Source organism: Polynucleobacter alcilacus (assembly GCF_018881545.1).
In the GTDB taxonomy this organism is placed as follows: Bacteria; Pseudomonadota; Gammaproteobacteria; order Burkholderiales; family Burkholderiaceae; genus Polynucleobacter; species Polynucleobacter alcilacus.
Map to the genome: position 1 here is coordinate 1791291 of NZ_JACVQD010000001.1, position 15093 is coordinate 1806383.

General features: G+C 45.4%; 12 protein-coding genes. 8 read left to right on the plus strand and 4 right to left on the minus strand.

Annotated elements, in window-relative coordinates:
- The first annotated feature begins 6 nt into the window (after positions 1-6).
- Positions 7-1371, plus strand: coding sequence for a DNA repair protein RadA (radA, locus tag ICN45_RS09260; RefSeq protein WP_216175373.1), 1365 nt, complete (start codon positions 7-9; stop codon positions 1369-1371).
- Positions 1372-1387: 16 nt separating this feature from the next.
- Here the strand turns inward: radA and prmB are convergent, their stop codons facing one another.
- The 3 genes from prmB to dapD are packed head-to-tail and all read right to left on the minus strand — an operon-like array spanning position 1388 to position 4318.
- Positions 1388-2284: a 50S ribosomal protein L3 N(5)-glutamine methyltransferase gene (gene prmB / locus ICN45_RS09265; RefSeq protein ID WP_216175374.1), complete on the minus strand. Its 897-nt coding sequence runs from the start codon at positions 2282-2284 to the stop codon at positions 1388-1390.
- 36 nt (positions 2285-2320) lie between these two features.
- Positions 2321-3472, minus strand: a complete 1152-nt coding sequence (gene dapE, locus ICN45_RS09270; protein WP_216175375.1) for a succinyl-diaminopimelate desuccinylase — start codon at positions 3470-3472, stop codon at positions 2321-2323.
- Between the two features lie 18 nt (positions 3473-3490).
- Entirely contained in the window at positions 3491-4318 is an 828-nt protein-coding gene (gene dapD, locus ICN45_RS09275; RefSeq protein WP_216175376.1) for a 2,3,4,5-tetrahydropyridine-2,6-dicarboxylate N-succinyltransferase, read from the minus strand.
- A gap of 174 nt (positions 4319-4492) precedes the next feature.
- On the opposite strand from dapD, the gene smc reads away from it, so the two are divergent.
- From smc to ICN45_RS09300, 5 genes are all read left to right on the plus strand, one after another.
- Positions 4493-8014: a chromosome segregation protein SMC gene (smc, locus tag ICN45_RS09280; protein WP_216175377.1), complete on the plus strand. Its 3522-nt coding sequence runs from the start codon at positions 4493-4495 to the stop codon at positions 8012-8014.
- The gene (locus ICN45_RS09285) at positions 8015-9085 is read left to right on the plus strand and encodes a cell division protein ZipA C-terminal FtsZ-binding domain-containing protein (protein ID WP_369411471.1); all 1071 of its coding nucleotides are present in this window, start codon (positions 8015-8017) and stop codon (positions 9083-9085) included.
- 9 nt (positions 9086-9094) lie between these two features.
- Entirely contained in the window at positions 9095-11107 is a 2013-nt protein-coding gene (gene ligA / locus ICN45_RS09290; RefSeq protein ID WP_216175378.1) for an NAD-dependent DNA ligase LigA, read from the plus strand.
- A 107-nt stretch (positions 11108-11214) separates the two neighbouring features.
- The gene (locus ICN45_RS09295; RefSeq protein ID WP_216175379.1) at positions 11215-11748 is read left to right on the plus strand and encodes an NUDIX hydrolase; all 534 of its coding nucleotides are present in this window, start codon (positions 11215-11217) and stop codon (positions 11746-11748) included.
- A gap of 38 nt (positions 11749-11786) precedes the next feature.
- On the plus strand, positions 11787-12395 hold the full coding sequence (locus tag ICN45_RS09300; protein ID WP_216175380.1) for a glutathione S-transferase N-terminal domain-containing protein: 609 nt from the start codon (positions 11787-11789) through the stop codon (positions 12393-12395).
- Positions 12396-12432: 37 nt separating this feature from the next.
- On the opposite strand, the gene ICN45_RS09305 is transcribed toward ICN45_RS09300, so the two are convergent.
- Complete coding sequence (locus ICN45_RS09305; RefSeq protein ID WP_216175381.1) at positions 12433-13533, minus strand: FAD-dependent oxidoreductase; 1101 nt, start codon at positions 13531-13533, stop codon at positions 12433-12435.
- Positions 13534-13679: 146 nt separating this feature from the next.
- On the opposite strand from ICN45_RS09305, the gene ICN45_RS09310 reads away from it, so the two are divergent.
- Both ICN45_RS09310 and ICN45_RS09315 read left to right on the plus strand, forming a co-directional pair.
- A complete protein-coding gene (locus ICN45_RS09310) occupies positions 13680-14450 on the plus strand; it encodes a bestrophin-like domain (RefSeq protein ID WP_216175382.1) in 771 nt (256 codons plus the stop codon).
- A gap of 90 nt (positions 14451-14540) precedes the next feature.
- On the plus strand, positions 14541-15092 hold the full coding sequence (locus ICN45_RS09315; RefSeq protein ID WP_216175383.1) for a hypothetical protein: 552 nt from the start codon (positions 14541-14543) through the stop codon (positions 15090-15092).
- Position 15093: the final 1 nt, after the last annotated feature.

Genomic DNA, 15093 nt, shown 5'->3' on the forward strand with positions numbered 1-15093 from the left:
ACACACTTGGCTAAAGTCAAAACCGTTTATATCTGCCAGTCTTGTGGCGGAACTTCTGCTAAGTGGCAGGGACAGTGTCCATCTTGTCAGGCATGGAATACCTTGGAAGAAGGCTTGCCTGAAGTGAGTTCCAATTCTCGATTTCAGGGGCTGGCTCAATCATTACCAAGGCAAAAGCTTTCTGCCATTACTGCTGAGGACTTGCCCAGATTTAGTACCGGTGTAGAGGAGTTTGATCGTGTATTAGGAGGTGGCTTGGTGCCCGGTGGGGTAGTACTTTTGGGCGGCGATCCGGGTATTGGTAAATCCACCTTACTACTGCAAGCTTGTGCTGAGATGAGTGCTGCTGGTATGGACGTGCTTTACAGCAGTGGAGAAGAATCTGCTGCACAAATCGCCTTACGTGCAAAACGTATTGCACTTGATGCACCCCAACTGGAAGTCTTGGCAGAGATCCAGCTAGAGAAACTCATTTCGATTATGGATACCGTGAAGCCTCAAGTCTTGGTGGTGGACTCGATTCAGACCTTGTATTCAGAAGTGCTGAGTTCTGCACCAGGTTCTGTAGCGCAAGTACGAGAGTGTGCCGCTCAACTTACTAGAGCAGCTAAATCTAGCGGTATCTGTGTATTGATGGTTGGACACGTCACAAAAGATGGTCATTTAGCTGGCCCTCGAGTTTTAGAACATATCGTAGACACCGTCTTGTATTTTGAAGGCGATACCCATTCTTCATTTCGCCTAGTGCGCTCGATTAAGAATCGCTTTGGCGCAGTCAATGAGCTCGGTGTCTTTGCAATGACTGAAAAGGGCCTGCGGGGCGTAACCAATCCTTCAGCCATTTTCTTGTCGCAACATGAGCAGATGGTCCCAGGTGCTTGTGTATTAGTGACACAAGAGGGAAGCAGACCGCTTTTAGTAGAAATACAGGCACTAGTAGATACTGCGCATGTACCAAACCCTCGCCGCCTGGCAGTTGGACTTGAGCAGGCGCGTTTAGCAATGCTCTTAGCAGTCTTGCATCGTCATGCTGGAATCGCTTGCTTTGATCAAGATGTCTTCTTAAATGCGGTAGGGGGCGTCAAAATCTCTGAGCCCGCTGCCGACTTAGCAGTTCTGCTAGCGATCCAATCCTCGATTCGTAATCGTGCATTACCCAAAGAGCTGATTGTATTTGGTGAGGTTGGCTTGGCTGGGGAGATTCGTCCTTGTCCGCGAGGCCAAGAGCGCTTAAAAGAGGCCGCAAAATTAGGCTTTACTGTAGCTATCATTCCAAAAGCCAATATGCCTAAGACAAAAATCCCGGGACTCAAGCTCATTCCAGTAGAGCGCATAGACCAAGCAATTACGGCAGCAGCAGAATTGGCTTAATTACTGCGCAAGGTATTTAATGCAGATCTTCTGCCTGAATGAGTAATACCTGTTCTTCGCCTGCAGACACTTCCATCCAGATTGCTGGAATTTGTGGGAAGACTCTTTTGAAGTTCTCATACTCATTGCCAATCTCAATCAGAATGGCGCCTCGCTCCGATAGGTATTCGGGGGCTAAAGCAATAATGCGGCGAATGACATCCATACCATCAGCACCACCAGCTAAAGCTAAAGCTGGCTCAGCATGGTATTCAGGGGGTAGTGCATTCATTGAATTTGCATTTACATAGGGTGGATTGCAAATAATCAGATCAAATAGATTCTCTTCATTGGGCTCGGGTAATGCATCCCATAAATCACCGCTAAATAACTCTACTTGTGAATTCAGCCCATGACGGTCTACATTACGTGCCGCTACCGATAGGGCGGGCATACTAATATCGCAAGCACTCACATGAATATCCGGGCAAGATAGGGCTAATAAGATGGCTAATGAGCCGTTACCCGTGCATAGGTCAAGCGCTTTACCATCTGCAGGCAACCAAGGTTCCAGTGTGCCATCGACAATCAACTCTGCTATCCATGAGCGGGGAACAATACTTTGCTCGCTACAGAAAAAAGGGAGCCCCATTAACCAAGCTTCACCCAGGAGATATGCCAGCGGCTTACGTGTGGAAATTCGTTCATCTGCAATAGCAAGGGCTGCGATGAGTTGTTCACTCGTCAAAGATGCCTCTAAGTGATCTAAAGCTTCTGTGGGGCTGAGACCCAATTGTTTGCTAACGATCCACAAGGCTTCGCTATGCGCATCAACGGCGCCATGGCCATAGTGCAATATTGCAGTCTCTAGTTTTTGTGCAATTTGATCAATGATCTGATTTACTGTGAGAGATGGCTGAGGCTCAGGGTCCATGATGGAGTGTAGTTATTGAAATGGATATTGCAGCACTTAAGCGATTAGATGCTCAAGTGTTTTGCGATAAATATTTTTGAGGGGCTCTACGTTATCGATGATGACGCATTCATTAATCTTGTGACTCGTTGCATTCAAGGGGCCAAACTCCACAACCTCTTTACAAATCTTAGCGATAAATCGACCATCACTGGTTCCACCAGTAGTAGATAGTTCAGTTTCAATTTGGGTTTCTGCTTTGATGGCTTTTCGCATTGCAGCTGCTAACTCAGCGTCACCAGTAATAAACGGACTGCCACCTAAGTGCCAATCAATTTCAAAATCGAGTCCAATATCTTTGAGAATTTTTTCAAGTCGCTCACGAAGTTGTTCTGGCTTACTCTCAGTGGAGAAGCGAAAGTTAAATTCAATAGTTAATTCACCGGGAATGATGTTGTTTGCCCCAGTTCCAGAATGAATATTGGATATTTGAAAACTAGTAGGCTGAAAATATTCATTCCCTTTGTCCCACTCGGTCGCCACTAAAGCAGAAATCGCTGGTGCAGTCAGGTGAATCGGATTTTCGCCTAAATGAGGGTAAGCAATATGCGCTTGGATACCCTTAACCTTCAACTTCCCAGACAGGGATCCGCGACGACCATTTTTAATCATATCGCCAAGTCGATTGACGGAGGTTGGTTCACCAATCACGCAGTAGTCCAAACGTTGACCCTGTTTTAGTAAGCGCTCACACATGATGACGGTGCCATCTTTGGCGGGACCTTCTTCATCACTAGTAATGAGGAAGGCAATTGAGCCTTGGTGATCTGGGTGTTGAGCGACAAATTCTTCTGTTGCCACTACAAAACCTGCCAGAGAGGTTTTCATATCCGCCGCGCCACGACCATAGAGCATGCCATCGCGGATGGTTGGCGTAAAAGGATTGCTAGCCCATTTTTCTAGTGGACCTGTCGGTACCACATCGGTATGTCCAGCAAACATGAATACTTTGCCTTGATCGCCAGCCTTCCCTTTTTTGATAGCCCATAAGTTACTTACCTGAAAATTTTCAGGACCACTGACTACGCTCTCAGTCTCAAAGCCAATCGCTTGCAGTCGTTTCGCAATTAAGTCTTGGCAGCCACCATCGGCTGGCGTTACTGAATTGCAGGCAATGAGAGCTTCGGTAAGCTCAAGCGTAGCGCTCATAGATTAGATATTCTTTATTTAGTCGCGCAGCAATTCGTTAATAGCAGTTTTGGCTCTAGTTTGGGCATCCACTTTCTTCACAATGATTGCAGCATACAAACTATATTTGCCGCAAGCAGAAGGAAGCGAGCCAGGAACCACAACGGAACCTGCTGGTACCCGGCCGTAATGAACCTCACCGGTTTCGCGGTCGTAAATCTTGGTGCTTTGGCCAATATAGACGCCCATAGAGAGAACTGCATTCTCTTCAATCACCACACCCTCAACTACTTCGGAGCGGGCTCCAATAAAGCAGTTATCTTCAATGATGACGGGTCCAGCTTGAATCGGCTCCAAAACACCGCCAATACCTACGCCCCCAGAAAGATGCACGTTTTTGCCGATTTGAGCGCAAGAACCCACTGTTGCCCAAGTGTCTACCATCGTGCCTTCGCCTACATAAGCACCAATATTGACGTAAGAAGGCATTAAAACGACATTTTTGCCAATGAATGAACCGCGGCGAGCTATGGCAGGGGGAACAACCCGAAAACCACCGGCGGCAAAGTCAGCTGCGGTGTAGTCTTGGAACTTACTGGGAACCTTATCGTAGAACTGGGTGTATCCACCAGCGCTCATGGGAATGTTATCTTCCAAGCGGAAAGAAAGCAGAACCGCCTTCTTGACCCATTGATTTACCTCCCACTGACCAACACTGCGGCGTTCAGCCACGCGAATAGTGCCTGCGTTCAGGCCTTCCAAGACGGCATTTACCGCATTACGGACATCTCCCGGAGCGCTATCTGGAGAGAGGTTTGCGCGGTTTTCCCAGGCTTGTTCAATGATGTTTTGTGGTGATTGGCTCATGCTTTTTAGTTAACTATCAGATTGTTAAGGGATTTTGTCCCTGAAGGTAGATTAATCATTATATAGATGGGACAAAAACGCGTCCAAGCCCCCCAAGCTTGCTATCATCTTCCCACTCCCGCTTTAATTTTTTATCCCTTTATTTGAACCTCTTTTTTCCCTGCAAAGTACGCCGTGCAACTGAAATCTATCAAACTTTCCGGCTTTAAGTCTTTCGTAGACCCAACCCATTTTGAACTGCCTGGCCAATTAATTGGTGTTGTGGGCCCTAACGGTTGCGGAAAGTCAAACATCATTGATGCCGTTCGTTGGGTTTTAGGTGAATCCCGCGCTAGCGAGTTGCGTGGCGAATCCATGCAAGACGTCATTTTTAATGGCTCAGGCTTACGCAAGCCTTCTGGTCGTGCCAGTGTAGAACTCATTTTTGATAATGCAGATGGACGCGCACAAGGCCAATGGAGTGCTTTTACTGAATTGGGTGTGAAACGGGTTTTGACGCGTGACGGTAACTCGAGCTATTACGTCAATAACCAAGTAGTGCGTCGTAAAGATATTCAAGATATTTTCTTGGGCACCGGTATGGGTCCAAGAGGTTACGCCATTATTGGGCAGGGCACGATCAATCGCATCTTGGAGGCGAAGCCAGAAGAACTCCGTGTATTTTTGGAAGAAGCTGCCGGTGTTTCCAAATACAAAGAGCGTCGCAAAGAAACTGCTTCACGCTTAGAAGATACTGTTGAAAACTTAACTCGCGTGGAAGATATCTTGCGTGAGCTTGATCAACAGTTAACCCGTTTAGAAAAACAAGCAACCGTAGCAGAGCGTCATGCAGAACTCTCTACGCAAATGAAATCGCAGCAACAGTTGCTCTGGTTTGTGCGTCAAACTGAAGCCGGCAAAGAGCAGGAGCGCCATGCGAATGGTATCCGTGATACCCAGGTGAGTTTAGAAGAGCAAACCGCCAAATTACGGCATGCTGAAGCCGAGCTAGAGACCATGCGTACTCAACAGTACGCCTTACAGGATAAGGTTTCTCAGGCGCAGGGTGATTTATATCAAACCAACTCTGATGTGAGTCAAGTGGAGTCACAGATTCATTATGTTCAAGAAGCGCGCCAGCGTTTACAACAACAAACACAGGATTTACAAGCGCAGTTACAGCGTTGGACTGTTCAAGAAACAGATGCAGCACAAGCACAACGCACAACTGAGCATGAGCTTTCATTAGCGGCTGAAAAAGAGCAAACCCTACTAGCAGATTTAAGTGGTTTACAAGAGCAAATGCCAAGTCGCGAAGAGGTATATCAAGCCTCAGCCCGTGAACTCAACCTGGCTCGCGAGAGTCTAGCCACTATCGAGCAGCGTTTAGCCAGTTTAGGCGAACGCATTCGGGCAATGTCTGCACAATCAGATGAGTTAAAGGGTCGTGAGACGCGTTTGACGAGTGAGTTAGATGGAATGCGTAGGCCAGATGCAGAAGCATTAAAAACGGCGATTGATCGTCAAGTGATGGCTCAGCGTAAGGTTGATGAGGTGAAACAGCGTGCTACTGAGACGCAACAGCGTGTTCCGGCTGCTGATGAGGCTCGAAATGCTGCACAACAAAAGATTCAAGCCGCAAACCAAGACCTTGCTCAGACTGAAGCGAAGTTAACAGCTCTAACCGCTTTACAAGCAAGCGTTCAAGCACAAGGCAAGATTGGCCCATGGTTGGAGAGTAAAGGCCTGAAAGAAAGTAAGCGTCTTTGGCAGGAACTGAAGGTGGAGAGTGGCTGGGAAGCGGCTTTAGAGTCAGTATTACGTGAGCGCTTGGCAGCAGTAAGTGCAAAGAGCGTTCAAGAAACCTTAGCCTTAGCTAATGATGCCCCTCCAAGCCGTTTAGCTATCTTACTAACTGAGGACATTACCCCGGCGCATACATCAGCACCAGCAGACTTCACCCCATTGTTAAGTCGGGTTCAAAGTGCGGGCGCCCCCAGATTAACTTCAGTTTTACAAGAGTGGTTAGACAATATCTATATTGCTAGCAGTCTTGAGGATGCATTGCATCGTCGGGAAAAATTACCAGCTGGTGGTGCTTTTGTAACTCAACATGGTCATTTAGTGAGCCGTGTGGGTGTGCAGTTGTATGCGGCCGACTCAGAGCAAGCAGGGATGTTGGCTCGCGCTCAAGAAATGGAAAGTCTGGAGAAGCAACTACGCGCACAACAACTCATGCAAAGCGAGTTGAAGAGTGAGCTAGACCAGTGCGTAGCTAACTACCAAGCAGCGCATCAAGCGGCAGAGCAAGCGCGCCAAAATGCGGAGCATGCAGTACAAGAGTCGCATGGTTTTGAAGTTGAAAGAATGCAGTTGACCCAAGCTGAAGAGCAATATAGTCAACGTGCCGCACAGATTCAGAGTGAGCTAAGTGAGCTGCGCCAGCAAATGGAGCAAGCTAACTTAAATCAAGAGCAGTCCGCTGCAGAACTCTTGCAGTCTGAAGAGACTAAGCAAGGTCTGCAAGAAGCATTGCAAGTTTCTCAAGAGAAGTTAGAGATTGCCGCTCAGGCGCGCGATCGTTTACGTGACTCTCTTCGTACTGCCGAGATGGCTGCCCAAGAAGCTGCATTTGCGACTCGTTCATTACAGCAGCGTATTGCAGATTTACAGCGCGATCAGAGTACCGCACGTACTCAGATTATGGAGATTCAGGATAAGCATGATTCCGCTACTCAGGAGTTAGAGACTTTAAGTGACGAAGAAGCACAAGATAAATTGCAGGGCTTATTACTCGCGCGTAGTGCTCGTGAGGCTTCCTTAGCAAATGCGCGTACCGAACAGGACGCTTTATTACATCAGTTGCGCGAGGCCGATGAGGCGCGTATGCAACTTGAGCGTAGTTTGCAACCCCTGCGCGACAAAGTGGTTGACTTACAGTTGCGTGAACAGGCTGCCCGTTTGAATTATGAGCAATTTGCGACATTGTTGACTGATGCCGAAGCGGACTTGATTTCCCTAGAGGCGAATTTCAGTACTGATCTGAAGGTTGGCGCATTGCAAAGTGAAGTCAATAGCTTGAATACCGAGATTCAATCTTTAGGCCCAGTCAATATGGCTGCGCTTGATGAGTTATCAAGTTCACGTGAGCGCAAACAGTTCTTGGATGCGCAATCTGCCGACTTGAACGAAGCGATGCAGACATTGACTGATGCGATTGCGAAGATTGATACAGAAACACGTGATTTACTGCAGGGCACTTTTGATCAAGTCAATATCCATTTTGGAAAACTATTCCCAGAACTTTTTGGCGGCGGTCATGCTGAGCTAGTAATGACGGGCGAAGAGATTTTGGATGCGGGCGTGCAGGTAATGGCTCAGCCCCCAGGCAAGAAAAATACCTCTATCTACCTCCTCTCAGGCGGTGAGAAAGCCCTCACTGCGATTGCTTTGGTGTTCTCACTCTTCCTTCTCAATCCAGCACCGTTTTGCTTGCTCGATGAGGTTGACGCACCATTGGATGATGCTAATACCTTGCGCTATTCCAAGATGGTTGCCAAAATGTCAGATAAGACACAGTTCGTATTTATCTCTCATAACAAGATCACCATGGAAATTGCCCATCAGCTCATTGGCGTCACTATGCAGGAGCAGGGAGTATCCCGTATTGTTGCGGTGGATATTACTTCAGCTGTTTCGATGGTGGAGGCCGCTTAAGTGTACGTAGAACAAATCATGACGATGTTGGGCTTGTCTGATTTGCAGTTCGCTTTGGCTGTAATTGGGTTACTCATTTTGATATTAGTTGCTGTTCTGAATTTCAAATACGCTCGTGCGCGTCGTAAAGCAAGAGCGCAAGGGCAATTTGCTGATGACCGCTTTGGGCGTGAACCCAGTTTTGCTCAAGGCCTTACTGATCCCGATATCTCCGAACGCGCTGAGCCGAGTTTTGGGGACATCCCAGTAACATATTCACCATCAGAGAAGTTTGTGATTGATCCCCGGATTGATTGCGTGATTGCACTACGCTTTGATCAAAGTATCTCTGGAGCAGAAATCCTCGAAGAAATGAATGATTGGACAGCTTCTCAGGTGCAATCAACTGCTAGATGGATGTGCGAAGGTTTAAATGCGGATATTGATGCGGCTGAAGATTGGGAAGAGTTAAGGTCTGATTCGGACTACACAGAGTTGCAATTAGCGATTCAATTGGCTAGTCGGCGGGGACCTATAGGCGTCCTGGAGTTGTCTGACTTTTGTTCGCGTGCCCAAGCATTAGCTGAAACCTTGGGCTCTCAAATTGATATGCCAAGCGTCAATACCATGTTGGAGAGCGCTAAAGAGTTAGATGTCATGGCAGCCGATAGCGATATTCAGTTAAGCATTAATGTTCTATTTGATGAGCCATGTCCCTGGGGTAATTTTGATGCCCTGATGCGTCAGCGCAGTTTCAAGTTGGCAAGCAATGGCCGGCAATATGAGTTTTATAACAATGGCACACTCATCTTTAATACCGCTGACCTAGATCCCAATAAGCCAGTGAAGCAATTTACCTTATTACTTGAAGTTCCTTTACTAGCTCAGGAGGAACGTGCTTTTGAAAGAATGCTGGATGAAGGTGTTGAGATTGCTCAAGCAGCACATGGGCGCTTGGTTGATGATAATGGCATTAATTTGAGTGGAGCTGCCGTAATTAGTATTCGGCAGCATCTTGATGTTCTCTATGCCAACCTTGAGAAGTCTGGCGTTCCTGCTGGATCTTCTACAGCTAGCAGACTATTTAGCTAGGAAATTATTTTGTCGTCTCCTAGTCCGACAACATTAGCGGATCGTTACGCATTCTTACAGGCAGAGTTAGCTCGCTTGGAGCATGCCTACTACGTGCTTGATAACCCCTTGTTACCCGATATTGAATACGATCGCCTGTATCGCGAGTTATTGGATATTGAGGGCACGCATCCTGAATGGATTACCTCAGAATCCTTATCGCAAAGGGTTGGAGGCACTGCATTAAAAGAATTTGATTCGGTTACCCATGAAGTACCGATGCTCTCCCTGAATAATGCCTTTGAAGAAGCAGAACTCGTAGCATTCGATCGCCGTTGTCGTGAGGGATTGCATGCCGATCATGTAGCTTATGCAGGTGAACTGAAATTTGATGGCTTGGCAATCTCGCTTCGTTATGAAAACGGCTCTTTGGTCACTGCGGCAACCAGAGGTGATGGGGCGAGTGGCGAGGATGTGACAGCCAACATCAAAACTATTCGCGCAATCCCTCTAAAGTTGACTGGAAAGAATATTCCGCAAGTGTTGGAAGTGCGTGGGGAGGTGTTTATGTATCTCAAAGACTTCCAGAAGATGAATCAGCAAGCAGCCACCCTTGGAGAAAAAGAGTTTGCTAATCCCCGTAATGCCGCCGCCGGCAGTCTACGTCAATTAGATTCTAAAATTACAGCGAAGCGACCACTCTCCTTTTTTGCCTATGGGCTTGGTGCACTAGAGCCTCAATCTTGGTTGCCAAAGACCCATGAAGAACTGCTTAATACCTATGTAGAGCTGGGTTTGCCAGTCTGTTCTGAGCGCAGGGTGCTTCACTCTGTCAAAGAGATCCTGGCTTTTTATAATGAGATTGGCGCTAAGCGGGACTCCTTGCCATACGATATTGATGGTGTGGTCTACAAGGTCAATTCCTTTGCTGAGCAAGCTAAATTAGGTTTTGTATCTCGCGCCCCCAGATTTGCATTGGCTCATAAATATCCTGCACAAGAAGCGCTAACGACTGTTTTGGGTATTGATGTTCAGGTAGGCAGAACAGGCGCCATTACTCCTGTAGCTAGACTGGCTCCAGTTGAGGTAGGTGGCGTAACAGTGACCAATGCCACCTTGCACAATGAAGATGAAGTAAAACGTAAGGATGTCCGTATTGGGGATACTGTTTCAGTACGACGAGCTGGTGACGTAATTCCTGAAGTGGTTTCTGTAATTAAAGATCGTCGTCCACAAGGCGCAACAGAATTTGTCATGCCGATTCGCTGTCCTGTGTGCGATTCGCATATTGAGCGCCTTGCAGATGAAGCAGTAGCGCGTTGTAGTGGGGGTTTATTTTGTGGGGCCCAGCGTAAGCAAGCGCTCATTCACTTTGCCCATCGAAGAGCACTCGATATTGAGGGTCTTGGTGAAAAGATTGTCGATCAATTGGTGGATCAAAATCTGGTTAGAACTCCTGCAGACCTCTACCGCCTTGGTTTTGCTGCACTAGCCAACTTAGAGCGTATGGGCGATAAGTCTGCGGATAACTTGATTCAGGCGATTAATGCATCACGGAATACCACGCTTGCTCGATTTATCTTTGCCCTCGGTATACGTCATGTGGGCGAGACTACTGCAAAGGATCTGGCAAATCACTATCAATCCATGCATGCATTGATGGACGCGAACCTAGATGAGCTATTGACAGTCAAAGATGTCGGCCCAGTTGTAGCGGATTCAATTACTAGCTTTATGGAAGAAGCCCATAACCGCGAAGTCATTGAGCAGTTACTTGCGGGAATGCAGCTTGCAGTAGAGGAAAAGAGTATTAGCGCAGCAGTAGCTGGTAAAACCTTCGTTCTTACTGGCAGCTTCCCAACCTTGACGCGTGATGAGGCAAAAGATCTATTGGAAAAAGCAGGAGCTAAAGTAGCAGGTTCTGTTTCTAAGAAAACCGATTATGTCGTTGCAGGGGCGGATGCCGGCAGCAAGCTCACCAAGGCAGAAGAATTGGGTGTTCCAGTGATTGATGAAGCGGCCATGCTGGACTTACTCAAGTAATTGGATTTACTCTCCTATTAGGTCTGTTGTAAGTAATTTCTTACTATAGAATCAGGTGGGAAAATAAAGATCCTCTCATTATCATTTTTTGTTTGAGAGTATTTTCAATGCAAAACCCCCATAATTTCTTTAACTCAATTATTGATCCTGCGCGATATAAAAATATCGATGACCTTACCTTAATTTTCGGCGATAGAGTAAGCCGGATTATGGAGTCGGATAATCCCTATCAAAGATCAAATATGTTGGGGCATATTACCGCTAGCGGGCTGGTGATAAATAATGGGAAAGTATTGTTAATTTGGCATCCCCACATCAGGTGTTGGCTTCAACCAGGCGGCCATATTGACGAGGGAGAATCACCAGTTCATGCAGCCATTAGGGAAGTATATGAGGAGACGGGTCTTGTTTGTACTTTAGACTCCACTAACCTCGATCCGATTGATATTGATATTCATGAAATACGCGAGAACCCAAAAAAACATGAGGGCGCCCATCTTCATATCGACCTTTTATACCAACTAAACGTTGTAGAGATAGAAAAATCCTCAGAAGATATTCTATGTAATTGGTTTGCGTTCGAAGAGGTCAGTTGCGCTCGTATTCTCCGAGCCTTATCCAAACTACATTTCACGGCTTAAAATACGTTTAGACGATATAGCTATTGAGAATCTAAATAATGAAACCCATTTTGTATTCATACCGGAGATGCCCCTATGCTATGAGGGCGCGCATGGCTTTGAAATACGCGGGTATTGAGCTTGAACATCGGGAGATAGACTTAAGAAATAAGCCCCAATCGATGTTGTTAGCTTCACCCAAGGGGACTGTACCCGTGTTGTGCGTCGATGGAATCGTCTTAGAACAAAGTCTGGAAATTATGCAGTGGGCATTAGGAAAGTCTGATCCAGATGGTTGGGGTCTGGTAGATCACTCCATCGCACAGACATGGATAGAAAAAAATGATGGTCCATTTAAGATCTTATTGGACCAATACAAATATCCAAACAGATACCTAGATCTTCAGTCAGAAAAAGTTTTGAGCGCCGTAAATGACTTGATGCTCATCCCCATGGAGACTTCCTTACAGGATAGTCAGTATTTATTGGGCAGCAAAATGACTTGGGTAGATGTCGCTATTTTTCCCTTCATTAGGCAGTTTGCGATGGTTCAACCCGAAACATTTAATACATTGCCATTTCCATTGACTAAAAAATGGTTAGATAAACAGATTGAATCAGCATTATTTCTTTCGGTGATGGATAAATACCCGACCTGGAGTGATTGAGTAAGGTAATTAGAGTGGATTCAGCCTTTTTGCTAGTTTATTTAAGGCCAAAAAATGCATTTGCTTCATCAATCATTGAATCGTATTCGTTCAGGTTGGGCTTATCGGGGCTACCGCCTTCAATAAAGGTGCCCCCAATGACCCCAATATCCTGTGGTGCAGAATCCGGTAAATGCTTAGGGAAAATATAAAAAGACCGTTTTACTTTTTGATGTGCTTCTGTTTTACCTTCACCAAAGTAAACCAAAATCATGTAGTTCATATTTTCGGGAACTTGATTTTTAAGCATGATCAGATGGCCCTGAACGGGAACAAGGGTGGTGTCATTGGCTAATTCAACAGCACCAAGCCCGCTACAGTTAAAAATAAACTGTTGTTCTAGCTGATCAAATGAGGTAATTTTCCCGAGGATAATTTTGATGTGATGCGCGTTGATGAATTCATGTAATTCAGCCATGAGTAAGGCCGTATTCATAAAGATACCATCGTCATATACCACCATCATGCGGCTGGTACCATTACCAAAATCCAAAATCACTTCTTTGGCTGGATTCATAACCTTACCAACATAGGCCTCCAGCCCAGAATCTTCTCGACTATTGAAGTAGCTAGGAACTAAGCGAGCCCCTTGCTTGAAGTCATCATTTTTGTTTCTGGCTACACCATCATAAAAGCGATAAGCATCAATCCCAATTTGATCAATGATGGGCTGCATAGCGTGATCGTTATCCATCGAGACAGGTGCCAATAAGCCGCCAGCATAGTGAGAGGCTAAGCAGTCTATTTTTTCAGCATAGATAGTGATATTGCTATAGCCTCGTTTAACTAAATCATAGGCAGTAAATAGTCCGACTAAGCCGGCTCCAATAATGGCAATGGGAGTAGATTGATCGGATAACTCTTTTGCAAGTGGTGAATCAATTAATAATGAATTGACATACTTGGTAGATCCTGGTCCAAGGGTCCAGCCACCGCCACCATGACCATAATTATGTGCAATCACTTTGCTATTTTTTTGCTCAATACTTAGGTTTGGCATGCCGTGCTTCATGGGGCGATAGCATAGAATTTTCTCACCCAGATTTGCCTGCTCAAATACTGGTGGAATAATGTTTCTGACTTCGGTCGGTTCGGTCATATGGGGCCCTGGTTTTTTATGGCAACTACTTTAATTAGAAAATGATCTTATTATTGAATGACATCGCTATGACGGTGTCTCTTCAAGGCTGCAAAAGCATTATGCCTTCTCAGCTTTACGTATATCTGCTATATTTCTTAAAGCCCATGTTCACTATTCCATTCACTCTCCTACTAGTTCTGGCAACATTTCTTGCTGGCGCGCTGATTATATTTTTCCTAGTTCAAAAATACCTTTCATTTTTAACTATTGAAGACACTAGTCACGCGACGATTTTTTCATTTGCTATAGGAACTGTTTTTGGACTGACCTTAGCATTTATTACTGTATCGACCTGGCAGAACTACAACCGCCTCAATTCAATAGTGATGCAGGAGGCTACAAATCTGACTACCATCTATAGATCCTTAGATGCTTTTCAGCCCGCACTCAGAGATCAAGGCACTCAACTAATAACAAGTTATGTTGAGAAAGTCATTACAAAAGAATGGCCGCTGATGGCTAAAAGCCAATTTAACGATCAATACTTCGCTGATTTTCATCAATTCCAGTTATTGATGCTGCGTCATAATCCTGCGAATAACGCCGAGTTAATTGCCCAGCAGGAGGAGCTGAGGTTGATATCTGAATACTATAAGCTCCGTATAGAACGAATCACTACCTCAAAAGCAGCTTTAGATTATTCGATGACTCTGACTTTGTGCTTGGGTGCATTTATCTTTATTTTGTATCATTCTTTATATGCGATGCCTAAACGGCGAGATCATATACTGATGATCTCATTGCTGGCAATCTCGCTAGGCTTGATTTATTTTCTTATAGTGTGCCACAACACTCCATTCTCTGGTCCCAATGCTATTCAACCAGATGAGTTAAACAGAATCCTAGAATTATGGAAGATCGATTCACTAAAGTAATCTCAATAAGGTAATCTCATTAGGGGCTTAATATTGAGCATTGTTTTAGTAAGTTATTTAACCATCAAATCATTTATTTGAAAGGCTTGTATGGAAAAGATGCATTTCACTAGCATGGACGAAGGAACTGTTACCGATTTTGAGGTAATGAAAAAGGTTCACGAGCACACATTAGCAAATTTACCTGATCAACTCTTCGCCCTTCTAGAAAATCTTTCTAAAGATACGGCCTACAACATTACTCGCAAAGAGCATTGTCTTCAGGCTGCTACTAGGGCATTGCGCGACGGAAAAGATGAAGAATATCTTGTCGTGACTCTATTTCATGATATTGCTGAGCCTTTAGGACCATTTAACCATGGGGAGGTGATTGCATCGATCTTGCATCCATTCATATCCAGGAATAATTATTGGATGTTGATCCAGCATGGTTTATTTCAGACCTATTTTTATGGCGATAAGTTAGGTCTAGATCCGAATGCACGTGATCAGTACAAGTCTGACCCTGCATATGAGCAAACAGTAGAGTTCTGCGCCAAATATGATGAAATCTCTTTCGATCCCAATTACAAAAGCGAACCTTTATCGACATTTGATCCTATGGTCAGACGGGTTTTAAAGAAGAAATGGGTTGCACCCTAAA